Genomic DNA, 22109 nt, shown 5'->3' on the forward strand with positions numbered 1-22109 from the left:
GTGTTAATGTCCTTTAATCGGCAAAGGACGACAGCGCGCCGTCCTGAAAAAGTTAAAGTATAGTGCCGGATCGCGGTGAGGACGAAAAAGGGCGACCGCGAGGTTACTGCTGGATAGAGATATCCGTAGCGAAATAGCGCTTCTGAATCTGGTCAAACGTGCCGTTCTTTTTGATTTCGGCAAAGGCATTATCCAGCGCCGTTTTCAGCTCCGCATCGCCTTTGCGCAGGCCGATTGCCGTGCCGGGGCCGATAATCGGATCCTGAATAATCGGGCCAGCCAGCTCAAAGTCTTTACCCTGCGGATGCTTAAGGAAGCCAATGGCCGCCTGTGCCGCATCAGTAAATACCGCATCCAGCCGGCCTGATACCAGATCGCTTTCAACCTGGGCCTGATCGCCATAAGGCACTAAGGTCACACCATGCGGCTGCCATTTCGCCAGCGCATAGCGCTCCTGTACCGTTCCCTGTTCCACGCCGACTGTTTTCCCTTTCAGGGATTCAACCGTTGGCAGTATGCCAGAACCCTTACGGGCGATTAGCTGGGTGTGGGTGTCATAGAGCGGCACGGTGAAATCGATCTGTTTAAGGCGCTCTTCGGTAATGCCCATGTCAGAGAGAATGGCATCGAATTTACGCGCTTTCAGCGCCGGGATCATGCCGTCAAACTGGCTTTCAACCCAGACGCATTTCGCCTGCATCTGGGTACAGAGCGCATTGCCCAGATCAATATCAAAGCCGACCAGCTTGCCCTGTGGTGTTTTCGATTCAAACGGTGGATAGGTCGGGTCGACCGCGAAACGCACCTGTTCGATTTTCGCCTGCGCGCCAAACGCACAACCAGCCATAACCGCCACTGCCAGCGTCTGACGCAGGCGTTGAGTGAAAATGTTCATGATTTTGCTCTTATTCTGTCGTGATGAATGTTTATGCAGAGTATCGCCGGGCTGCCGGGATGGCAATTACTGCGTTATCTTCACCACGTCAGCCGCGCACAGCGACCGGTAATCTTCGGTGTTCAGGATCACTGAGCGCTCCAGCAGACCGGCGTTAAACGCGATCTCCGGATAACGTTCAAACAGCGTGGGGTCAACGACCAGTCTGAGGTCAGGATGAAAGCTGAACGGCGGGATAGCCCCGAATACACAACCGGTCAGCAGTTCGGTCTCTGTCGGGCTGGCGAGTGAGGCGCGCCGTCCACCGACCGCCGCTGCGACTTTACTCAGGTCGGCCTGCTGATCAGCCGGTAACACCGCCAGCACGTGCTGTTTCACGCCATTGCCTTTCACATGACAGACCAGCGCTTTCGCGCCCTGGCCGATTTCGGTGCCGCGTATCGCCGCAACGGCTTCACATTTGCCTGTTGCTTCATGTTCCATCAGACGATAGCGAGCCTGATGCTGGTCGAGCAGGGCGATTAATTTTTCATGGGTCGTCACGGCTCTCTCCCCGAGGTTTGAGTCGCCATTATTGTGCGGGATGGGGGTGAGGATTGAGAAGGATTCTGCTCAGAATCCCCATAAAAGCAAAATTCTGAGCAGGATATTGCACAATTATTTATGGCGGGCGCGCAGGTTGTTGATCACGGCGCTGAAGTCCAGATCCTGATCCTGTAACAACACCATCAGGTGATAGACCAGGTCAGACGCTTCATTGGTCAGCTCATCCCGATCGTTGACGGTGGCCGCCAGCGCGGTCTCAACCCCTTCTTCGCCCACTTTCTGCGCAATGCGCTTGGTGCCGCTGGCGTAAAGCCGGGCAGTGTAGGAGCTTTCAGGATCGGCCGTTTTGCGAGACGCCAGCAGTTCTTCCAGCTGATAGAGAAAAGTCCACTCAGGCACAGCCGGCGAGAAGCAGCTGGTGGTGCCCAGATGGCAGGTCGGGCCAATCGGGTTCGCCAGCACCAGCAGCGTGTCGTTGTCGCAGTCAGGTGTAATGCTTACGACCTGCAGAAAATGGCCGGAGGTTTCGCCTTTGGTCCACAACCGGTTTTTGGTGCGGGAGAAAAAGGTGACATTGCCTTCTGCCAGCGTTTTTTCCAGCGCCTCTGGGTTCATGTAGCCGTGCATCAGCACTTCGCCTGAGACGTTATGCTGAACGATGACCGGCATCATGCCCTGCGTTTTGTCCCAGTCGAGCTGGGACAGTTGTTGTTCGGTTAGCACGCGCGAATCTCCACTCCGTTGTCGATCAGGAAGCTTTTCAGCTCACCAATATTAATAATCTGCTTATGGAATACCGAGGCCGCTAAAGCACCATCCACATTCGCCTCAGTAAACGCGTCGAGGAAGTGCTGCATCGTGCCTGCACCGCCAGAGGCAATCAGGGGCACGTTGCAGACTTCACGCATTTTCTTAAGCTGCACCAGGTCATAGCCGTTACGCACGCCATCCTGGTTCATCATGTTCAGCACGATTTCGCCTGCCCCCAGTTTCTGGACTTCCTGCACCCACTCCAGTGTTTCCCACTGTGTCACGCGGGTACGCGCCTCGTCACCGGTGTACTGATTCACCTGATACTTACCGCTGGCTTCATCAAACCAGGTATCAATGCCGACCACAATACACTGAACACCGAAACGGTCAGCGAGGCGGGTGATCAGCGAAGGATCAGCCAGCGCTGGTGAGTTAATCGAAATCTTATCCGCACCAAACTCCAGAATGCGCGCCGCGTCTTCCGGGGTTTTAATCCCGCCTGCTACGCAGAACGGAATATCAATCACCTCAGCCACGCGCGACACCCAGCTTTTGTCGACGACGCGGCCATCAGATGAGGCGGTGATGTCATAGAACACCAGTTCATCGGCACCTTCAGCGGCGTAGCGCTGCGCCAGCGGCACGATGTCACCGATGATCTCGTGATTGCGAAACTGTACGCCTTTGACCACCTGGCCGTCACGTACGTCCAGGCAGGGAATTATCCGTTTTGCCAGCATGCAATCGCCTCCGAAACAGTGAATTTATCTTCCAGCAGCGCACGTCCGACAATTACGCCCTGAACACCGCTACCGCGCAGGGCGGCGATATCATTGAGGTCGCCAATGCCACCCGAAGACTGGAAAGCAATCGTCGGGAAGCGCGCTGTGACTTCCTGATAGAGCGCAACGTTGGAGCCGCTCAGGGTACCGTCGCGGGAGATATCGGTGCACAGCACGTGCTTCAGACCCACCTGCTGAAAATCGGTAATGACCTCCTCCAGCGTCACGCCTGCCGCTTCCTGCCAGCCACTGATTGCGACTTCTTTGCGGTTACTGGCATCAATGCGCACGTCTAACGCGAGCACAATCGCCTCTGCGCCAAACTCCGCAAACCAGCGCTTTACCTCTTCAGGCTGTTTCACCGCGGTGGAACCGACCACCACACGACTGGCTCCGGCTTCCAGCAGCGCGTGAACATCGTCCCGGCAGCGAATGCCGCCACCGACCTGCACCGTGACATCAACACCGTTGAGCAGAGTTTTCAGCAGCGCAATCTGGCGTTTCGCCGGATCTTTCGCGCCGGTTAAATCCACCAGATGCAGCACGGTCGCGCCCTGGCTTACGTAATCCTGCAGACGGGGCAGCGGATCGCTGCCGTAATCGCGCTGCTGACCATAATCGCCCTGATGCAGACGAACCACTTTTCCGTCAATTAAATCTAACGCGGGGATAATCATTACATCTCCAGGAAGTTTTTCAGCAGCTGCGCGCCCGCTTTGCCCGAGCGTTCCGGATGGAACTGGACGCCGAAGAAGTTATCTTTCTGCACCGCGGCAGTGAAGGCTTCACCGTAGTGACACTGGGCGATGGTGCTGGCGTTAACGGGCATGGCGTAGCTGTGGACGAAGTAGAAGTAGCATCCTTCGTCGATGCCACGGAACAGATGATTGCCCGCCTGCGCGGTAATCTGGTTCCAGCCCATGTGCGGTAACGGCAGGCCGTGGGTGTCCATCAGGGACACTGGCTCATCAATAATACCCAGGGTCGGCACGCCGCCATTTTCATCGCTGCCGCGTCCCAGCAGCTGCATACCCAGACAGATCCCCAGCACCGGCTGGGTACAGGCTTTCACCAGATCGATCAGGTCACGCTCCTGCAGCTGATTCATTGCAGCCTGTGCGGTGCCGACGCCGGGCAGAAAGAGTTTGTCGGCGCGCAGCACCACATCGGGATCGCGGCTGACGTCCGGGGTGTAACCCAGACGTTCAATCGCCCACTTTACCGACGAGAGGTTGGCGCAACCGGTATCCATGATCACCACGTTCATCACAGCACTCCCTTCGAGCTTGGCAGCGTATTGCCCTCAACGCGGATCGCCTGGCGCAACGTACGACCAAAGGCTTTAAACAGGCTCTCGACCCGGTGATGGTCGTTCTTGCCTTTGGTTTTCAGATGCAGCGTGCTCATCATGGCGTAGGAGAGCGAGCTGAAGAAATGCTCGACCATCTCGGTGCTGAGATCGCCCACGCGCTGATAGTTGAACTCTGCTTTGAACTCGATGTGCGGTCGGCCGGAGATATCCAGCGCACAGCGCGCCAGACATTCATCCATCGGCAGCACAAAGCCAAAACGGCCAATGCCGCGTTTATCGCCCAGCGCTTTCAGCAGCGCTTCGCCGAGTGCCAGACCGGTATCTTCCACTGTGTGGTGATCGTCGATGTAGAGATCGCCTTTCACTTCAATATGCATGCGGAATCCGCCGTGCACCGCAATCTGATCCAGCATGTGGTCAAAGAAACCCACGCCAGTATTAATTTTGCTGCCGCCTTCGCGGTCCAGCCACAGTTCAACCCGCACCTGCGTCTCTTTGGTGTTGCGCTGCACCAGCGCATGGCGATCTCGCTGGGTCAGACGCTGCTGGATGGTCTGCCAGTTCTCGCCGTCAGCGCCGTAACGGATAGGCTGAATACCCATGTTCTCCGCCAGCTGAACATCGGTCAGGCGATCGCCAATCACGTAACTGTTGGCTGTATCCAGCGCGCCCTCTGTCAGCCAGGCTTCCACCATTTTGGTTTTAGGCTTGCGGCAGTCGCAGTGGTCGTCCGGCATGTGTGGACAGATCAGTACATCGTCAAACGCAATGCCCTGCGACGTGAGAACCTGCATCATCAGATTGTGCGGACCGTCGAAATCGGCCTGCGGAAAACGGGCGGTGCCAAGACCATCCTGGTTGGTGATCATCACCAGGCGATAACCGGCGGCCTGCAGCGCCAGCAGCGCCGGGATAACGTCTGGCTCAAACGCCAGCTTATCCAGTCGGTCCACCTGATAATCTTCAGGCGGCTCAGAGATTAATGTACCGTCGCGGTCAATAAAAAGGGTCTTCTGGCTCATGCTTGCTCCACAGAAAAGGCTTGCAGCGCGGCGATCACTCGTGCGCACTCTTCACGCGTGCCGATGGAGATGCGCAGACATCCCGACAGGCCCGGATTTTTGTTCTGATCACGCAGGATAATGCCCTGATCCCATAAGGTTTTGAAGACTTTTGGTGAATCGGTAAAGCGCGCCAGAACATAGTTAGTCTCGCTGGGGAAAACCTGCTCAACGCAGGCCAGCTGAGGCAGTTCGGCCAGAAGCCAGCTGCGGTTTGCATTCAGCTCCGCAACATGTTCACGCATCAGCGCAATACCCTGTTCACTCAATGCCTGACCGGCCACATCGGCCACAGGGGTCGCCAGCGGGTAGGGCGCAATCACTTTCATCAGCAGGTCGATAACGGGCTTATTGGCCAGCGCAAAGCCGCAACGCAGGCCAGCCAGCGCAAAGGCTTTCGAGAGGGTACGCAGGATCACCAGATGCGGATAATCTTTCAGCCAGCCAGTCAGCGTCGCCTGAGGACAAAATTCAATATAGGCTTCATCGGCCACCACCAGCGCTTTACCGGCGGTCATCGTCAGCAATTGACGGATATCCTCCTGATTAATCAGGTTGCCGGTCGGGTTGTTCGGGCTGCAAAGATAAACGACTTTCACGCCGTCCAGCTGTTCCGCGATAGCAGGCAGATTCAGCTGCCAGTCGCTGAGCGCCGGCGCAGTACGATATTCAATGCCGATGGTTTCGGCGCTGACGCTGTACATGCCATAAGTCGGTGGACAGAACAGAATCGCATCCTGCCCCGGCTCACAAAAAGCGCGCATGATCAGTTCAATCGCTTCATCCGCCCCACGGCTCACCAGCACCTGCTCCGGCGTTAAACCTGCGTAAGCCGCATAGCGCTCAATCACGATTTTCGGCTGACACTCGGGATAGCGGTTCAGTGTCTGCTGTGACAGTTCAAACGGCACCGGCAACGGAAACTCGTTGGCGTTAAGCCAGACATCGCCATTGCCACCCAGACGACGCGCCGACATATAAGGCGTGAGAGCGCGTACATTGGCGCGCGCCAGCTGCTCAATATCCTGACTCATGCTTGCTCCTTTAGTGCGGCAACGCGCAGGGTGACGGCATTTTTGTGGGCATCCAGCTGCTCTGCGGCGGCCAGGGTTTCAATGGTCGCGGCCAGATTCAGGAAGCCCTGTGGCGTCAGCTCCTGCACCGTCATGCGTTTCTGAAAATCAGCCAGGCCCAGGCTGGAACAGGTCGAAGTATAACCGTAGGTCGGTAACACGTGATTGGTGCCTGAGGCGTAATCGCCTGCGGACTCCGGTGACCAGTCGCCTAAAAATACCGAACCGGCGCTGGTGATGGACTCCACCAGATCGCGCGGCTGGCGGGTCTGCAGAATCAGGTGCTCCGGGCCGTAAAGATTGGAAATCTCAACGCATTGCTCAAGGTCGCGCGCCACGATCAGGCGGCTGCTTTCCAGCGCCTGACGCGCCGTGGCCGCACGCGGCAACTGCGCCAGCTGCTGCTCAACGGCGACCGCGACCGCTTCGGCCAGCTTAAGTGACGGCGTCAGCAGAATCACCTGCGAGTCAGGACCATGTTCGGCCTGTGAGAGCAGATCAGACGCAACAAACGCGGGGGTGGCACCTTCATCAGCAATCACCAGCACTTCTGAAGGCCCGGCTGGCATATCAATCGCTGCGCCATCAAGACGCTGACTCACCTGACGTTTTGCTTCTGTCACCCAGGCATTACCTGGGCCAAAAATCTTGTCGACGCGTGGCACGGTTTCCGTACCGAAGGCCAGCGCGGCGATAGCCTGCGCGCCACCCACCTGGAACACCTCTTCTACGCCACACAACTGCGCGGCATAAAGAATCTCATCGGCAATCGGCGGCGGCGAACAGAGCACTACGCGGCCACAACCGGCGATACGGGCAGGTGTCGCCAGCATCAGCACGGTAGAGAAGAGCGGGGCGGAACCACCAGGAATATAGAGCCCGACCGATTTCACCGGCCGGGTGATCTGCTGGCAGCGTACGCCAGGCTGTGTTTCAACATCCACCGGCGGCAGAATCTGCGCGTTGTGGAAGGTTTCGATATTCCCCACCGCGACGGCCATCGCCTGCTTCAGTTCGTCACTTAAACGGGCGCTGGCTTCTGCTATCTGCTGCGGCGTCACGCGCAGGTTTTCCACCTGCGCTTTATCAAAGCGGGCGCTGAACTCACGCAGAGCGTCATCACCGTTCAGCTTTACATGCTCCAGCACGTTGCGCACCGTCAGCGTGACGTTTTCAGAGGCGGCGATGGCGGGACGTAACAGCAGCGCCTGCTGCTGTTCGGGGGTGCACTGCTGCCACTCAATCGGGGTAGAAAAGGCCATGGCTTACTCCATCATCTTCTCAATAGGCAGCACCAGAATGGAACTGGCACCCAGTGCTTTCAGTTTTTCCATCGTTTCCCAGAACAGGGTTTCGCTGCTGACCATGTGCATCGCTACGCGGCTGACATCACCTGCCAGTGGCAGAACGGTCGGACGCTCTGCGCCAGGCAGCAGGCTAATCACTTCTTCCAGACGCTCACTCGGCGCGTGCAGCATGATGTACTTCGATTCACGCGCTTTAATCACGCCCTGAATACGGGTCATCATTTTGTCGATCAACTCCTGCTTGGCGGCAGGCATCTCGCCGTCACGCTGAATTAATACGGCTTTGGAACGATAGATGACTTCAACTTCGCGCAGGCCGTTGGCTTCCAGGGTTGCACCGGTGGAGACCAGATCGCAGATGGCATCCGCCAGACCCGCACGGGTCGCCACTTCCACGGAACCGTTCAGTAAACAGGTTTTGAAGCTGACGCCTTTTTTGTCGAGGTATTGTTTGAGCAGGTGAGGATAAGAGGTGGCGATACGGGACTTATCAAGGCATTCCGGACCGGTGTACTCGGCGTCAGTCGCCATCGCCAGTGACAGGCGGCAGCCGCCGAAATCCAGGCGGCGCAGCGTGAAATAGCGCGGATCTTCACCCTGAGCACGACGTGAGAGCAGTTCTTCTTCCAGGACGTTCTCACCGATGATGCCTAAATCGACCACGCCATCCATCACCAGGCCAGGGATATCGTCATCGCGCACACGCAGGATGTCGATTGGCATGTTCTCCGCAAACGCAATCAGGCGCTGTTGCTGAAGGTTGATTTTAACGCCGCAGCGCGCCAGCAGTTCGCGTGAATCATCACTTAAACGGCCAGATTTCTGCATAGCTATGCGTAAACGGGTGTTATCTAACATGGTTCCTGTCCTTTTCCTGTCCTGAATGTGTGGTTACGTCAGCCCATAAAAAAACCCCCGGAAGACGATCTTCCGGGGGTTCTCTTGCGTTCACACCACTGGAAGATCTTGAAAGTCTTCCAGCACCAATCGCCTGAAAGACTAGTCAGGATGATGGTGATGATGATGGTTGAACTGAACGCGTGTCATAATAATCTCGTCGATGAATGAGTATTCATTTGTGGGGTTTAACCTAACGAAGATGGCTGCGCTTGGCAACACTTTTTTAAACAGGCGATTCGGAAAGCACTGAAACAGGTTGTTCTGGTTTGCAATCCGGGGGCAAACTACGGTGAAGTCGGGGTTGATGTTTCACGTCAGGAGTCAAAATGAAGAAGGTCGCGATTGTGGGACTGGGCTGGTTGGGCATGCCGCTGGCCACGGCGTTAACCGCGCGAGGCTGGCAGGTTACCGGCAGCAAAACCACGCCAGACGGTGTTGAAGCCGCACGTCGCTGCGGCATTGAGGCGTTCCAGCTGGAACTGACGCCGGAACTGCTCTGTGATGCCGCCGATATCGAGCCGCTGTTCAACGTTGATGCAGTGATCGTTACGCTGCCCGCCAGCCGCACCGCAGAAGGTGGCGAGGCCTATCTGCAGGCGGTGCAGAATGTGGTCGATACCGCGCTGGTTTACAAAGTGCCGCGCATCATCTTTACCAGCTCAACGTCAGTTTATGGCGGCAGCTCAGGTGTTAAGCGGGAAAACAGTCCGCTGGCTGCAGAAACGGTAGCCGGAAAGACGCTGGTGAAACTGGAAAGCTGGCTGCACGATCTGCCTGGGACCAGCGTGGATATTCTGCGCCTTTCCGGTCTGGTCGGGCCAAAACGCCATCCAGGTCGCTTCCTGGCGGGTAAGCAGGATGTGGCGAATGGTTCGCAGGGCGTGAATCTGGTGCATCTGGATGATGTGGTCGAGGCGATTACGCTGCTGCTGCAGTCACCGAAAGGGGGCCGGGTTTATAACCTTAGTGCGCCGAAACACCCGACGCGTGACACCTTCTATCCTGCGGTTACGCGTCAGCTGGGTCTGCAGCCGCCGCAGTTCGCGCCAGAAGCCGTCAAAGACAGTGGCAAGCTGATTGATGGTTCGCGAATCTGTAGCGAACTCGGTTTTGAGTACCGCTATGACGATCCTGTGAAGATGCCACTGGAGTGATACGTTGATGACGATATTGTGGGGGCAGGATGCCCCCGCTGAATGGCATGAGTGCCCGTGCTATATAGTTACAACATACTTAAGGGGTTCAAGAACAGGGCAGATTGTGCTCGCAAGCAGGCCGGTAATAAGCAGGCCAGACAGCAAAGTCTGGCCCTTAACCTCATACTCCCAGCCGGTCCCTCAGCGCGTACCACACTGCGCCCATCGCCGTCAGCGGCACTTTAAACCGCCGTCCGCCGGGGAAGGGCAGGTGAGGCAGACGGGCAAAAGCATCGAACCGTTCGGCGTCGCCGCGTAACACTTCGCTGATTAGCTTGCCGGAGAGATGCGTGCTGGTCACACCATGACCGCTGTCACCCTGCATGAAATAGACATTGTTCTCCAGCCGGCCAAACTGCGGCATGCGCGACAGCGTCAGCAGGAAATTGCCGCTCCAGCTGAAGTCCAGCTTCACATTCTGCAACTGCGGGAACGTGCGTGCCAGTTTGGGTCGTATTAACGCTTCGATATCCGCCGGTTCACGTGCGCCATAAACCACACCGCCGCCATAAAGCAGCCGGTTATCTGCGGTCAGTCGGAAGTAATCCAGCAGGTAGTTACAATCTTCCACACAGTAGTTGTTCGGCATCAGCGATAACGCCTGGTCGGGTGTCAGCGGCTCGGTCGCGACAATCTGCGATCCACACGGCATGCTTTTCCTGCTCAGGCGCGGCTCCAGTTGCGGTGACAGATAGGCGTTACCGGCGAAGATCACAAACGTTGCGCTCACCTCGCCCTGAGCCGTTTTCACCCGATTAGGTGTGCCGTAAACCACATTGGTTGCCGCGGACTGTTCATAGATGCGCCCGCCATGTCGCCGGATGGCTTCTGCTTCACCCAGTGCCAGGTTCAGCGGATGCAGATGACCGCCACGCCGATCCAGCAGTCCGCCGACGTAGCGTTCGGTGGCGACTTCGCGGCGAATGGCGCGTTCGTCCAGCAGCTCCAGATCGTAATTGCCATACTGCTGCCATAACGCTTTCTGTTTCTGCAGATGCGCCATCTGGCGCGCATTCAGGGCCGCAAAGATGCCGCCAGGACGGTAGTCACACTCAATTGCATACCGCTTAATGCGGTCGCGGATAATCTCAGCGCCTTCAAACATCATGCCGCCCAGCATGCGGGCGCTCTCTTTGCCGTAGCGCTGTTCAATCACATCCACGTCGCGGCTGTAGGAGTTCACCACCTGACCGCCGTTACGACCGCTGGCACCAAAGCCGACCCGTGCTGCTTCCAGCACGACCACGTCGTAACCCACCTCGCTCAGATGCAGCGCCGCCGAAAGACCCGTGAAACCACCGCCAATAATGCAGACGTCACACTGAATGCTCTCCTGCAGCGTCGGCCAGGGCGCATGCGTATTGGCGGTCGCAGCGTAATAACTCTCCACATAATTCATAACAACCTCCGGAATGCGCCTAGAAATTTGCTGGCGTGTGGGCACTGACAATGCGGCATGGGAAGTCTGCACTGTTGGTAAAGCTGTGCGGTAAGCCGGTATCAATCACGTAGCTCTCTCCGGCGGAGAGATGAAACGCTTGTCCGTTAATCACCAGCGTAATTTCGCCTTCCAGCAGCGTGCCGGTTTCCTCGCCCGGATGACGCAGCTTCTCGCCGGTACTGGCGCCGGGTTGATACGTTTCCAGCAGCATGCCCAGCGAGCGCTGCGCACCACCGTTGTCGATCAGCTTCAGCGAAACACCCTGGCTGCCAATCTCCACCAGGTCGCCGGGACGGACAATCACTTTGGGTTCTGCGTCCGGTTTGGGTTCCGAAAAGAATTCTGACAGCGATAGCCCATAAACCTTCAGCAGCTTCTGCAGCGTGCTGACTGCCGGGCTGACTTTATCCTGCTCAATGGTACTGATGGCGCTGTGAGTCAGCCCGGCCTGTTCGGCAACCCGGCGTTGCGACAGCCCCAGCGTCTGGCGAATCTGCGCCAGCCGTCGTCCTGGTGCCAGCGTGGCATCACTCATCTGCTTTTCCCCTGTGATAGCGAATGGCGGCCTGAATAAAGCCGCTGAACAGCGCCTGCGATCCCGCCGTGCTTTCTGGCTGCCACTCGGGATGCCACTGTACCGCCAGGGCGAAGGGATGATGACGCAGACTGACGGCCTCAATCAGGCCATCCGGCGCGCGCGCTTCAACGCGCAGTTGCGGGCCCGGTTCGCGTACGCCCTGATGATGCAGTGAATTGACCCTCAGTGGGCTATCACTGTCGAGTAATGTTGCCAGCACGCCATCCGGTTCGATAGTGACCTGATGCGCCGGTGCATACTGTTGATCCAGTGGCAGCGTCTCATCTTCATGATGACGCTGAAACGGCGGCTGCCCGCTCACTTCTCTCCACAGCGCGCCGCCATTCGCCACCACCAGCTCCTGCATGCCACGGCAGATGCCGAATATCGGCATTTTATGGCTGGTGGCCCAGGTGATCAGCTGAAAGGCAAGATGGTCCCGCCCCGGATCGGCATGGGGCTCTTCGCCCGGCTCGCCATAATGCCAGGGCTCGATATTACTTGGGCTGCCGGTTAGCAGCAGGCCATCCAGAACAGCCATAGCGTTTTCTAATAGATGAGGGGCATTCATCAGACTGTGGGGAAGTGCCAGCGGCACACCGCCCGCAAGAACAATCGCGTCGATATATTTGTTGTGAACCGTCTGGGTCAGATGGCCGCCCAAATCTTTCTGACACATCACTACGCCAATCAACGGCTTGTCAAAAATAATGCCCATCTCCCGTCCTCGCATCGCTGTTCGAAATATCTACCGAAAAGGCACGTCTGGTGACTAAGTGTGCAATATTTTTTCAATCTAACAACCTGCTGTTTGTTCTTCAAACAGAATTGTTACATTTGCACACTTTTTATGTTGGCGCTATGTTAGTGGTGTGGCTGTTATTTTGAGCATTACGCAAACCTAATAGGGGCGGGTGAGATCATGACTAACCTGGTAGAAGTGGAAGACTTCATGCTTCACAGTGAAGAGAAACGAACCAGCGCGTTCCAGCTTGAGGTGAAAACCTGGCTGGAGCGCCATCCTGAAACGCAGTATGTCGACATCCTGTTAAATGATCTAAATGGTGTGTTCCGCGGCAAGCGCATTCCGGTCTCTGCGCTGTCTAAACTGGAAAAAGGGTGTTATTTCCCCGCCTCGGTGTTTGCCATGGATATCCTCGGCAACACGGTGGAAGAAGCGGGACTCGGCCAGTCACTGGGCGAACCTGATAACCTCTGTCTGCCCGTCACCGGTACGTTAGTTCCCTCCGCGTCTGACCCTCAACACATTGCGCAGCTGTTGTTAACCATGTGCAACCAAGATGGCACTCCCTTTGACGTTGAACCCCGAAATGTCCTTAACCGGCTGTGGCAACAGCTGCGTAACCGAGGGCTGTTTCCGGTGGTAGCGGTAGAGCTGGAGTTCTATCTGGTGGACAAAAAGCGTGATGCAGAAGGCTTTATCCAGCCGCCGTGTTCGCCTGGTAGTGATGAACGCAATATGCAGAGCCAGGTCTACTCGGTAGATAACCTCGATCACTTCGCCGATGTGCTTCGAGACATTGACGATCTGGCGCGTCAGCAGGGTATACCGGCCGACGGCGCACTGGCGGAGGCCTCGCCCGGACAGTTTGAAATTAACCTTCACCACACGCGCGACGTGCTGCGCGCCTGCGACCATGCGGTGCAGCTCAAGCGTCTGATTCGTCAGGTGGCGGAAAATCACGGTATGACCGCAACATTTATGGCCAAGCCGTATGAGGAATATGCGGGCAGCGGCATGCATGTGCATATCAGCATGCTGGATGCGGCCGATCACAATGCTTTCGCCTGCGATGACGGCAGTGATTCGCCACTGATGAAACGCGCGCTGGCCGGCATGATCGACCTGATGCCCGCGTCAATGGCGCTGCTGGCACCTAACGTGAATGCCTATCGCCGCTTTGTTCCGGATGCCTATGTGCCGTTACAGGCCTCATGGGGCCATAACAACCGGACGGTTGCGCTGCGCGTTCCCTGTGGCGATATTGATAACCATCGTATCGAGTATCGCGTGGCCGGTGCCGATGCTAACCCTTATCTGGTGGTGTCGGCTATCCTGGCCGGGATGCTCCATGGACTCGATACTCAGTTGCCGTTGCCGCATCCGGTCACTGGCAACGGTCATCATGCCGAGGGGCTGGCACTGCCGATTCGTCAGAGCGATGCACTGTATGAATTTGACAACAGTTATCCGTTGCAGAAGTTACTGGGCGAACGTTTTGCCAGTGTCTGGCACAGCTGCAAAAATTATGAACTGATGCAGTTTGAACGGCTGATTACCTCTACGGAAATTGACTGGATGCTGAAAAACGCCTGAAACGCCGGTTTACCAGCAATTCCGTGCGTTATTTTTGCATATGATGCCCCGATGGCTTGTATTTCTGCCACGGGTTGGGGCAGAATACGCGGCCTGCAAAATCAGATGATAACCGACGCTTCACGCGCCGGTTATTTTTTTTGCATCAGGTTTTAATAGAGCGTTTTTGCTGACTTAACCGAGGCCGGGCACGCACCCGGATAGATAAACACTGAAAACACGCGTAAGCGTGAGATTGAGGATTACAAAGATGGGGATGTTTTACACTCTGCCAGCTAACGCTGGTACGCGTTTTCGTGATGACTACGGCGCCGCGTCAACCGCTAACCTTTCTCCCTGTCGCTTAATGCGCAGTTGCCCTGTGACCCAGCCCAGCCAGGTTGTTGCACATGGGGGACTGAAGCATGTCGCTTAATACCTCCGCCGCACCGCAGCGTGCGCAACTCAAAAAAACACTCACGTTACTTCCGGTCGTCATGATGGGCTTAGCCTACATGCAGCCTATGACCCTGTTCGATACCTTTGGCATCGTTTCCGGGCTGACCGACGGTCACGTCGCCACCGCTTATGCTTTTGCGCTGGTTGCGATTCTGTTTACTGCTGTAAGTTACGGTAAGCTGGTACGCCGCTTCCCCTCTGCGGGCTCCGCTTATACCTACGCTCAGAAGGCAATCAGTCCGCACGTCGGCTTTATGGTCGGCTGGTCATCTCTGCTGGACTACCTGTTCATGCCGATGATCAACATCCTGCTGGCTAAAAACTATTTCGAATCGCTGGTGCCGGGCATTCCGTCGTGGATTTTTGTTGTGCTGCTGGTTGGGTTTATGACGCTCTCTAACCTCAAGGGCATCAAAACTGTTGCGAACTTCAACAGCGTGATTGTGGTGCTGCAGGTGGTTGTCATGGTCGGGATCACTGCGATGGTGATCTACGGTGTGGCCAGCGGCGTCGGTTCCGGTACGCTGGTAAGCAGCCGTCCGTTCTGGTCTGAGAATGCCCATGTGGTGCCGATGATTACCGGTGCGACCATACTCTGCTTCTCGTTCCTCGGCTTTGATGGCATCAGTTCGCTGTCGGAAGAGACCAAAGATGCAGAACGCACGATTCCTCGCGCTATTTTCCTGACTGCGCTGATTGGTGGTGTGATCTTTATCGCTGCGTCTTACTTCCTGCAGCTTTACTTCCCGGACATCACCCGCTTCCAGCACCCGGACTCCTCACAGCCTGAAATCATGCTGTTTGTCGCCGGTAAAGCGTTGCAGGTTGGCATCCTGATCTTCTCGGTGGTCACGGTGCTGGCATCCGGTATGGCAGCGCACGCTGGCGTATCGCGTCTGATGTATGTAATGGGCCGTGATGGCGTGTTCCCGGAGCGTTTCTTCGGTTACATCCATCCAAAATGGCGTACCCCGTCGCTCAACGTGCTGCTGGTCGGTGCGATTGCGCTGATGGCGATTAACTTTGATCTGGTTACGGCTACCGCGCTGATTAACTTTGGTGCGCTGGTGGCGTTTACCTTCGTTAACCTGTCGGTGATCGCGCAGTTCTGGGTCCGTGAGAAGCGTAACCGCACGCTGAAAGATCACGTTCAGTATCTGCTGCTGCCGCTGCTGGGTGCACTGACGGTGGGTGCGCTGTGGGTAAACCTGGAAGAGAGTTCTATGGAGCTGGGCCTGATCTGGGCCGCCATCGGGATTATCTACCTGGCCTTTGTGACCCGCAGCTTCCGTAATCCGGTGCCGCAGTTCAGCGAAGAAGTCTAATCGCGCTAACGTTGCCGCCTTTCCGATCTTGCGGGAAGGCGGCAACGGTTTAACTGGCCAGCACCAGCTCCCAGTTACCCGTATTTAACAACTCCCGCCCTGCATCGCTCAGTTTTTTATCGGTTATAACGACATCAAACTTCTCCAGCGGTAATGCCAGAAACGTCGCAATCCTGTTGTACTTTGAACTGTCACTCAGCAGCACCCGCTTACTGCTCACATCACTGACCGCCTGTTTCACCATCACTTTATCTTCATCCGGCGTAAACAAGCCGCGCGGCCCCCAGCAGGAGGCGGAAATAAAGGCAATATCGATAGCCAGATGACGCAGGCTTCGTGCCGCCGACTCGCCGACACAGGAGCGGTTCTCCCGGCATACGGTGCCGCCGGTATGAATAACCCGGCACTGACTCGCTTCCATCAGCAGATTCGCCACCATAAAATCATTGGTCACCACCAGCACATCATCCCGATCCACCAGCTCTCGTGCCAGCGCTAGTGTCGTGGTGCCGGCATCCAGATAGATGCAGCTGTTACGCGGAATGTGCCGGGCCGCGGTGCGGCCGATAGCGCACTTTTCATCGTTGTAGAGGGCGCTTTTCGTCAGATGTGAGGGTTCAGCCGCCAGCCGATCGGCCGATCGCACGCCGCCAGAAACGGACAGCACCGCACCTTGTTCCTCCAGTTTCTGCACATCACGACGTATGGTCATGTGTGACACACCCAGCCGCTCAGTGAGTTCTGCAATACTGACCACGCCACGATCGGCGACCAGCGCCAGAATCTGTTGATGACGTTCAACCGGAATCATATCTGCTCCCTGATAATTATCATTTTTTCACACTATAAAGTATCTGCCGCTTATCCAGAACAAAAAATAACAGCATGCACCCCATGATACCGTGCTTAAACGCCGTTTAATGGCCTGATTGCGGACAAGTATGCCATGTTAAAAATTGTTCCTGTTCACAAGTGTGATGTTTTTTTGTGAGGGGCGACACATTTTTACCGGGAGTAAGCTGGCAGGATTAACAGTAACAAACAAATAATCACTTAATTTAACAGTGGAGGCGTAACGTGCCAGCTGAAAACATCTGTGTTATCGGGTTAGGTTCTATGGGCATGGGTGCCGCGAAATCCTGTCTGCGTGCCGGTTTAAACACCTGGGGTGTCGATTTAAACCCCGCTGCGCTGGAGAGCTTACGTCAGGCCGGCGCACGTGATGCGCAGCCATCCGCCTCTGCCTTTGCAGACCAACTTGATGCCGTATTGCTGCTGGTGGTGAACGCGCAGCAGGTAAACGCCATTCTGTTCGGTGAAGCGGGCCTGGCTGCAAAACTGCGTCCCGGCACCGCAGTCATGGTTTCATCCACGCTCTCCGCGCACGATGCGCAGCAGATTGAACAGCGGCTGGCCGAACACCAGTTGCTGATGCTGGATGCCCCGGTTTCCGGCGGTGCCGCCAAAGCGGCCAGCGGTGAAATGACCGTAATGGCCTCAGGCAGCGACGCAGCCTTTGCGTACCTGCAGCCGGTGCTGGATGCGGTCGCGGCCAAAGTGTACCGCGTGGGCAGTGAAATCGGCCTTGGGTCTACCGTCAAAATTATCCATCAGCTGCTGGCGGGTGTTCATATCGCCGTGGGTGCAGAAGCGATGGCGCTGGCGGCGCGGGCCGGTATCCCGCTGGACACCATGTATGAAGTCGTCACCAATGCGGCGGGCAATTCGTGGATGTTCGAGAACCGTATGAAGCATGTAGTAGACGGGGATTACAGCCCGAAATCAGCCGTCGATATCTTTGTGAAAGATCTTAACCTGGTCGCCGATACTGCCAAATCGCTGCACTTCCCGCTGCCGCTGGCCTCAACCGCCCTCAACATGTTCACCGAAGCCAGCAACGCGGGATATGGCCGCGAAGATGACAGCGCGGTAATTAAAATCTTCAGCGGCATCACGCTGCCACAGGCCGGGGAGAAAAACTGATGCGTCTTGGGGTCATAGCGGACGATTTCACCGGTGCAACGGACATCGCCAGTTTTCTGGTGCAGAACGGCCTGAGCACTATTCAGTTCAACGGCATTCCCGCCAGCGAAGAAATCACCGGGGCGCAGGCGATAGTGGTCAGCCTGAAAAGCCGCTCTTGTCCGGCAGAGCAGGCGGTTGCCCAGTCGCTGGCGGCGCTGGCCTGGCTGCAGCAACAAGGCTGCGAGCGCTTCTACTTCAAATATTGCTCTACTTTCGACAGCACAGCGCAGGGCAATATCGGTCCGGTGACCGATGCGCTGCTGAACGCACTGGGTGAAACGCAGACGGTCATCTGTCCGGCGCTGCCTGTCAATGGCCGTACCGTCTACCAGGGCTATCTGTTTGTCGGTGATCAGCTGCTGTCAGATTCCGGCATGCGTCATCATCCGGTCACACCGATGCACGACAGCAACCTGCTGCGTCTGATTACGTCGCAGGCGTCGGGAAAAGCCGGGCTGATCGCAGCGGCGCAGGTCGAACAGGGCGCAGAGTCAGTGCGTCAGGCGCTGGGCCAGCTGGCGGCACAGGGGATCAACTACGTCGTGACCGATGCTCTGCATCAGGATCATCTGGTGACGCTGGGCGCAGCGCTAAGCGATATGCGGCTGGTCACCGGCGGTTCGGGGCTGGCTATCGGTCTGGCACGGCAGTGGGCGACGGCTGAGACCGACGCTGAGGCGGAGCAGGCAGGTCGTCCGCAGGGCGATCGCGCCGTGGTGCTTTCCGGCTCCTGCTCGCAGATGACCAACCGGCAGGTTGCCGCGTATCGCCAGCTGGCACCGGCCTGCGAAGTTGAGATTGAACACTGCCTGGAAGATGCCGAAGGGTATGCCCGACAGCTGTGCGACTGGGTAGAAGCACATCGCCATCAGGCGCTGGCACCGCTGCTGTTTGCCACTGCGGACGCGCAACAGTTGCAGGTCATTCAGCAGCGCTATGGTGCGCAGCGCAGCAGTGAAGCCGTTGAGCAGCTGTTCGCCGCCGTCACCCGTGAGCTGAAGCAGCGCGGCTGGCAGCGCTTTATCGTAGCGGGCGGTGAAACCTCCGGTGTGGTTGCGCAGAGCCTGGGCGTAACGGCCTTTCACATCGGCCCGACCATTTCACCTGGCGTACCCTGGGTTCGCGATATCCATCAGCCGCTCTCACTGGCCCTGAAATCAGGCAATTTTGGCGATGAAGACTTTTTCGGCCGTGCGCAAACGGAGTTTACTTATGTCTGAATCTTTCTCTTTCGCGGAGCAGCAGGCGCGTGACGAAATGGTGCGTCTTGGCGCGTCGTTCTTTCAGCGTGGCTATGCCACCGGCTCGGCGGGTAACCTCTCCATGTTGCTGGCCGATGGCAATCTGCTGGCGACACCCACCGGTTCCTGCCTCGGGGAATTACAGGGTGATCGGCTGTCAAAAGTCACGCCTGAGGGGGAATGGCTCTCCGGTGATAAACCCTCCAAGGAAATCGCGTTTCATCGCGCGCTCTACCTGAATAATCCCGACTGCAGGGCAGTGGTGCATCTGCATAGCCACTACCTCACAGCGCTGTCGTGTTTACAGGGTCTGGACAAGAAAAACTGCATTCGCCCGTTTACGCCTTATGTCGTGATGCGCGTGGGTGATGTGCCGGTCGTGCCTTACTACAAGCCGGGCGATGAACGACTGGCCGAGGATCTGGCAACGCTGGCTCCGCGCTACCGTGCCTTTCTGCTGGCGAATCACGGTCCGGTGGTGGTGGGCAAGTCACTACAGGAAGCGGCAGACAACACCGAAGAGCTGGAAGAGACTGCCCGGCTGATCTTTACCCTGGGCGACCGCCCGATTCGTTATCTCAATGATGCCGAAGTGGCGGAGTTAAGGAGCCGATAATGCCGAAGTTTGCTGCTAACCTCTCGACGCAGTTTACAGAATACCCCTTTGCTGAACGCTTTGCGGCAGCAGCTGAAGCCGGTTTTACTGCGGTGGAATTTCTGTTTCCTTATGACTATCCCGCCACGCAGATAAAACAGTGGCTTGATGATAATCATCTGGAGCTGGTGCTGTTCAATACAGCTCCCGGCAACATTGCGGCGGGTGAGTGGGGCGTCTCTGCCATTCCCGGACGGGAAGCGGAAGCTAAGGCGGATATCGATCGCGCCCTGAGTTATGCGATTGCGCTGAACTGCCCGCAGGTTCATATCATGGCCGCGACGGTGCCGCCTGGTGCCGACCGACAGCGCTACGTCGAGACCTTTATCAGTAACATGCGTTATGCGGCTGAGTGCTTTGCGCCGCACGGCATCACCCTGCTGATAGAAGCACTCAACCCGACAACCAAACCCAACTATCTCTACGCCAGCCAGTATCAGACGCTGGAGATGGCTGAACAGATCGACCGGCCGAATGTGTTTACTCAGCTCGACCTGTTCCATGCGCAGCGCGTTGACGGCAACCTCAGCCATCTGATTCGCCACTATGCCGGACGCTATCGTCACGTACAGATTGCGTCGGCACCGGATCGCCATGAGCCGGATGAGGGTGAAATTAATTATCCGTACCTCTTCGCGCTGCTGGATGAGGTTGGCTATGCCGGCTGGATCGGCTGCGAGTACATCCCGCGCGGAAAAACGACCGAGGGGCTTGGCTGGTTTAAAACCTGGAAGATAAGAACCTGATTTAACGTGCTTTAAAACCGGTGTTTCGGCACCGGTAGGGAGAGGCTTGCCTTTTTTCTGGCCCTGCACCTGCTATTTCTGTACGCCGATAACCCAAAAAATATAACAATTTCTGAGGTTTACTATGTCCACCGCACTGCTGTTAGCCATAGCGACCGCCAGCATCGTGATCCTGCTGCTGCTGGTCATCAAAGCCAAAGTTCATCCGTTTGTCGCCCTGTTAATTGTCAGTCTGCTGGTGGCTATCGCGACCGGCATTCCGGCTGAAAAAATCATGGAGACGATTATCACCGGGATGGGTGGACTGCTCGGTCATATCACCATCATTATCGTTTTGGGTGCCATGCTTGGGGCGATTATTGAAGCCTCGGGCGGTGCTGAATCGCTGGCGCAACGCTTCAGTAAAACGCTGGGGCTAAAGCGAACCGTCGCGGCCCTGACCATGGCGGCCTTTATCCTGGGCATTCCGGTGTTTTTCGAAGTGGGCTTTATTATCGTCATCCCGCTGATTTATGGCTTCACTAAGGTGGCACGCGTCTCACCTTTGAAATTTGGTCTGCCGATGGCGGGTGTGATGCTGACAGTGCACGTGGCGCTGCCGACCCATCCGGGAGCAGCCGCTGCGGCGGGCATCCTGCACACCGATATGGGTTGGCTGATGATGCTGGGTATTGCGATTTCAGTGCCGGTCGGCATCATCGGCTACTACGTGGCGAAGGTCATGAACCGTCGCCATTACCATCTGTCGGTGGAGGTGCTGGAACAGTTGCAGATGGCGAAGCCGGAGGGACAGGAAAAGAAAAATGAGCCAGCTCCACCCGGCGCGCTGACCATCAGCGGTCTGATTGTGGTTCCGATTGTGTTAATTGTGCTGGGAACGCTGTCCCACACACTCCTGACAGAAGGGAGCCTGCTGCGAAATGTGATGACCGTGATTGGCACGCCGCCGATTGCCCTGCTGATTGCTTTAGGTCTGGCGGCGTGGCTGCTGGGCGTGCGACGGGGCTGGAGCAAAGACAAGCTGGAAGATCTGACCGGTCGCGCCATTCCTACCTCAGCCAGCGTGATTCTGGTGGCCGGTGCGGGTGGGGCATTCGGTAAAGTGCTGGTGGAGTCGGGCGTGGGTAAAGCGCTGGCGGTCACGCTTGAAACGCTGCATCTGCCGCTGGTGCCGGCTGCGTTTATCCTGTCGCTGGCACTGCGTGCATCACAGGGTTCAGCGACAGTTGCCATCCTGACCACCAGTGGTTTGCTGACGCAGGCGGTAACTGGCGTGACGGATATGCAGCGGGTATTGGTCACCCTCGCAGCCTGTTTTGGCGGCCTGGGACTGTCGCATGTCAACGATGCGGGATTCTGGGTGGTGACACGTTATCTTGGATTATCCGTCGCCGATGGTTTACGCACCTGGACCGTGCTGACGACAATAATGGGATTAAGCGGTTTTGCACTGACCTGGCTGGCGTGGACCGTACTCTGATTCAGCAATATCAGACAC

The 22109-nt window shown here is 56.8% G+C and carries 23 protein-coding genes and 1 other annotated feature; of the genes, 8 read left to right on the plus strand and 15 right to left on the minus strand.

Annotated elements, in window-relative coordinates; genetic code table 11:
• Positions 1-103 precede the first annotated feature (103 nt).
• From KTJ90_RS06705 to hisL, 11 genes are all read right to left on the minus strand, one after another.
• On the minus strand, positions 104-895 hold the full coding sequence (locus KTJ90_RS06705) for an ABC transporter substrate-binding protein (RefSeq protein ID WP_499026045.1): 792 nt from the start codon (positions 893-895) through the stop codon (positions 104-106).
• A 66-nt stretch (positions 896-961) separates the two neighbouring features.
• Entirely contained in the window at positions 962-1438 is a 477-nt protein-coding gene (locus tag KTJ90_RS06710) for a YbaK/prolyl-tRNA synthetase associated domain-containing protein (RefSeq protein WP_004571308.1), read from the minus strand.
• 114 nt (positions 1439-1552) lie between these two features.
• Positions 1553-2164, minus strand: a complete 612-nt coding sequence (hisIE, locus tag KTJ90_RS06715) for a bifunctional phosphoribosyl-AMP cyclohydrolase/phosphoribosyl-ATP diphosphatase HisIE (protein ID WP_004571309.1) — start codon at positions 2162-2164, stop codon at positions 1553-1555.
• On the minus strand, positions 2158-2934 hold the full coding sequence (gene hisF, locus KTJ90_RS06720) for an imidazole glycerol phosphate synthase subunit HisF (RefSeq protein ID WP_004571310.1): 777 nt from the start codon (positions 2932-2934) through the stop codon (positions 2158-2160). The genes hisIE and hisF overlap by 7 nt, the downstream gene beginning before the upstream one ends.
• On the minus strand, positions 2916-3653 hold the full coding sequence (hisA, locus tag KTJ90_RS06725) for a 1-(5-phosphoribosyl)-5-[(5-phosphoribosylamino)methylideneamino]imidazole-4-carboxamide isomerase (RefSeq protein ID WP_476158714.1): 738 nt from the start codon (positions 3651-3653) through the stop codon (positions 2916-2918). The genes hisF and hisA overlap by 19 nt, the downstream gene beginning before the upstream one ends.
• Positions 3653-4243 (minus strand): imidazole glycerol phosphate synthase subunit HisH, encoded by a 591-nt coding sequence (gene hisH / locus KTJ90_RS06730; protein WP_004571312.1) that lies wholly within the window; start codon positions 4241-4243, stop codon positions 3653-3655. Before hisH ends, hisA begins: the two co-directional genes overlap by 1 nt.
• Positions 4243-5310: a bifunctional histidinol-phosphatase/imidazoleglycerol-phosphate dehydratase HisB gene (hisB, locus tag KTJ90_RS06735; protein WP_078804558.1), complete on the minus strand. Its 1068-nt coding sequence runs from the start codon at positions 5308-5310 to the stop codon at positions 4243-4245. The genes hisH and hisB overlap by 1 nt, the downstream gene beginning before the upstream one ends.
• Positions 5307-6383, minus strand: coding sequence for a histidinol-phosphate transaminase (gene hisC, locus KTJ90_RS06740; RefSeq protein ID WP_078804557.1), 1077 nt, complete (start codon positions 6381-6383; stop codon positions 5307-5309). Before hisC ends, hisB begins: the two co-directional genes overlap by 4 nt.
• Positions 6380-7684 carry a histidinol dehydrogenase gene (gene hisD, locus KTJ90_RS06745; protein WP_499026046.1) on the minus strand — a complete coding sequence of 435 codons (1305 nt, stop codon included), beginning with the start codon at positions 7682-7684 and terminating at the stop codon, positions 6380-6382. Before hisD ends, hisC begins: the two co-directional genes overlap by 4 nt.
• A 3-nt stretch (positions 7685-7687) precedes the next feature.
• Entirely contained in the window at positions 7688-8587 is a 900-nt protein-coding gene (gene hisG / locus KTJ90_RS06750; protein ID WP_004571317.1) for an ATP phosphoribosyltransferase, read from the minus strand.
• 45 nt (positions 8588-8632) lie between these two features.
• Positions 8633-8753 (minus strand) — a sequence feature (His leader region).
• On the minus strand, positions 8729-8776 hold the full coding sequence (gene hisL, locus KTJ90_RS06755) for a his operon leader peptide (RefSeq protein WP_100396937.1): 48 nt from the start codon (positions 8774-8776) through the stop codon (positions 8729-8731). It overlaps the preceding feature by 25 nt.
• Positions 8777-8955: 179 nt before the next feature.
• Here hisL and KTJ90_RS06760 point away from each other — a divergent pair, with 179 nt between their 5' ends.
• Positions 8956-9783, plus strand: a complete 828-nt coding sequence (locus tag KTJ90_RS06760) for an SDR family oxidoreductase (RefSeq protein ID WP_438476890.1) — start codon at positions 8956-8958, stop codon at positions 9781-9783.
• A gap of 163 nt (positions 9784-9946) precedes the next feature.
• Here the strand turns inward: KTJ90_RS06760 and KTJ90_RS06765 are convergent, their stop codons facing one another.
• From KTJ90_RS06765 to puuD, 3 genes are read right to left on the minus strand one after another with little or no spacing between them, the layout of a single operon-like run.
• The gene (locus tag KTJ90_RS06765; RefSeq protein ID WP_499026047.1) at positions 9947-11224 is read right to left on the minus strand and encodes an NAD(P)/FAD-dependent oxidoreductase; all 1278 of its coding nucleotides are present in this window, start codon (positions 11222-11224) and stop codon (positions 9947-9949) included.
• 19 nt (positions 11225-11243) lie between these two features.
• Positions 11244-11801, minus strand: coding sequence for an HTH-type transcriptional regulator PuuR (gene puuR / locus KTJ90_RS06770; protein WP_008926054.1), 558 nt, complete (start codon positions 11799-11801; stop codon positions 11244-11246).
• Entirely contained in the window at positions 11794-12561 is a 768-nt protein-coding gene (gene puuD, locus KTJ90_RS06775) for a gamma-glutamyl-gamma-aminobutyrate hydrolase (protein ID WP_004571328.1), read from the minus strand. The genes puuR and puuD overlap by 8 nt, the downstream gene beginning before the upstream one ends.
• A gap of 204 nt (positions 12562-12765) precedes the next feature.
• Between puuD and KTJ90_RS06780 the strand changes: the two genes are divergently transcribed.
• Positions 12766-14181 (plus strand): glutamine synthetase family protein, encoded by a 1416-nt coding sequence (locus tag KTJ90_RS06780; RefSeq protein WP_004571329.1) that lies wholly within the window; start codon positions 12766-12768, stop codon positions 14179-14181.
• A 404-nt stretch (positions 14182-14585) separates the two neighbouring features.
• Entirely contained in the window at positions 14586-15944 is a 1359-nt protein-coding gene (locus KTJ90_RS06785; RefSeq protein ID WP_008926051.1) for an APC family permease, read from the plus strand.
• 49 nt (positions 15945-15993) lie between these two features.
• Here KTJ90_RS06785 and ygbI read toward each other — a convergent pair whose 3' ends face one another.
• Positions 15994-16755: a DNA-binding transcriptional repressor YgbI gene (ygbI, locus tag KTJ90_RS06790; protein WP_033762050.1), complete on the minus strand. Its 762-nt coding sequence runs from the start codon at positions 16753-16755 to the stop codon at positions 15994-15996.
• A 266-nt stretch (positions 16756-17021) separates the two neighbouring features.
• Between ygbI and ltnD the strand changes: the two genes are divergently transcribed.
• The 5 genes from ltnD to KTJ90_RS06815 all read left to right on the plus strand — a co-directional run bounded on the left by ltnD (position 17022) and on the right by KTJ90_RS06815 (position 22091).
• Entirely contained in the window at positions 17022-17927 is a 906-nt protein-coding gene (ltnD, locus tag KTJ90_RS06795; protein WP_039659849.1) for an L-threonate dehydrogenase, read from the plus strand.
• Positions 17927-19189, plus strand: coding sequence for a four-carbon acid sugar kinase family protein (gene otnK / locus KTJ90_RS06800; protein ID WP_499026048.1), 1263 nt, complete (start codon positions 17927-17929; stop codon positions 19187-19189). Before ltnD ends, otnK begins: the two co-directional genes overlap by 1 nt.
• A complete protein-coding gene (otnC, locus tag KTJ90_RS06805) occupies positions 19182-19826 on the plus strand; it encodes a 3-oxo-tetronate 4-phosphate decarboxylase (protein ID WP_008926047.1) in 645 nt (214 codons plus the stop codon). The genes otnK and otnC overlap by 8 nt, the downstream gene beginning before the upstream one ends.
• Positions 19826-20611, plus strand: coding sequence for an HPr family phosphocarrier protein (locus tag KTJ90_RS06810; RefSeq protein ID WP_078804550.1), 786 nt, complete (start codon positions 19826-19828; stop codon positions 20609-20611). Before otnC ends, KTJ90_RS06810 begins: the two co-directional genes overlap by 1 nt.
• 124 nt (positions 20612-20735) lie before the next feature.
• Positions 20736-22091: a GntP family transporter gene (locus tag KTJ90_RS06815; protein WP_004571336.1), complete on the plus strand. Its 1356-nt coding sequence runs from the start codon at positions 20736-20738 to the stop codon at positions 22089-22091.
• Positions 22092-22109: the final 18 nt, after the last annotated feature.

Origin of the sequence: Pantoea jilinensis, assembly GCF_019104105.1 — a bacterium.
In the GTDB taxonomy this organism is placed as follows: domain Bacteria; phylum Pseudomonadota; class Gammaproteobacteria; order Enterobacterales; family Enterobacteriaceae; genus Pantoea; species Pantoea eucalypti.

Excerpts from the sequence above, each read along its gene's own strand:
- hisH (WP_004571312.1), bottom strand. The coding sequence starts at position 4,243 with ATGAACGTGGTGATCATGGATACCGGTTGCGCCAACCTCTCGTCGGTA.
- KTJ90_RS06815 (WP_004571336.1), top strand. The coding sequence starts at position 20,736 with ATGTCCACCGCACTGCTGTTAGCCATAGCGACCGCCAGCATCGTGATC.
- hisD (WP_499026046.1), bottom strand. The coding sequence starts at position 7,684 with ATGGCCTTTTCTACCCCGATTGAGTGGCAGCAGTGCACCCCCGAACAG.
- ygbI (WP_033762050.1), bottom strand. The coding sequence starts at position 16,755 with ATGATTCCGGTTGAACGTCATCAACAGATTCTGGCGCTGGTCGCCGAT.
- hisG (WP_004571317.1), bottom strand. The coding sequence starts at position 8,587 with ATGTTAGATAACACCCGTTTACGCATAGCTATGCAGAAATCTGGCCGT.
- KTJ90_RS06785 (WP_008926051.1), top strand. The coding sequence starts at position 14,586 with ATGTCGCTTAATACCTCCGCCGCACCGCAGCGTGCGCAACTCAAAAAA.
- KTJ90_RS06705 (WP_499026045.1), bottom strand. The coding sequence starts at position 895 with ATGAACATTTTCACTCAACGCCTGCGTCAGACGCTGGCAGTGGCGGTT.
- KTJ90_RS06765 (WP_499026047.1), bottom strand. The coding sequence starts at position 11,224 with ATGAATTATGTGGAGAGTTATTACGCTGCGACCGCCAATACGCATGCG.
- KTJ90_RS06760 (WP_438476890.1), top strand. The coding sequence starts at position 8,956 with ATGAAGAAGGTCGCGATTGTGGGACTGGGCTGGTTGGGCATGCCGCTG.
- KTJ90_RS06780 (WP_004571329.1), top strand. The coding sequence starts at position 12,766 with ATGACTAACCTGGTAGAAGTGGAAGACTTCATGCTTCACAGTGAAGAG.
- hisF (WP_004571310.1), bottom strand. The coding sequence starts at position 2,934 with ATGCTGGCAAAACGGATAATTCCCTGCCTGGACGTACGTGACGGCCAG.
- otnC (WP_008926047.1), top strand. The coding sequence starts at position 19,182 with ATGTCTGAATCTTTCTCTTTCGCGGAGCAGCAGGCGCGTGACGAAATG.
- hisB (WP_078804558.1), bottom strand. The coding sequence starts at position 5,310 with ATGAGCCAGAAGACCCTTTTTATTGACCGCGACGGTACATTAATCTCT.
- puuD (WP_004571328.1), bottom strand. The coding sequence starts at position 12,561 with ATGGGCATTATTTTTGACAAGCCGTTGATTGGCGTAGTGATGTGTCAG.
- otnK (WP_499026048.1), top strand. The coding sequence starts at position 17,927 with ATGCGTCTTGGGGTCATAGCGGACGATTTCACCGGTGCAACGGACATC.
- KTJ90_RS06810 (WP_078804550.1), top strand. The coding sequence starts at position 19,826 with ATGCCGAAGTTTGCTGCTAACCTCTCGACGCAGTTTACAGAATACCCC.
- hisA (WP_476158714.1), bottom strand. The coding sequence starts at position 3,653 with ATGATTATCCCCGCGTTAGATTTAATTGACGGAAAAGTGGTTCGTCTG.
- hisC (WP_078804557.1), bottom strand. The coding sequence starts at position 6,383 with ATGAGTCAGGATATTGAGCAGCTGGCGCGCGCCAATGTACGCGCTCTC.
- puuR (WP_008926054.1), bottom strand. The coding sequence starts at position 11,801 with ATGAGTGATGCCACGCTGGCACCAGGACGACGGCTGGCGCAGATTCGC.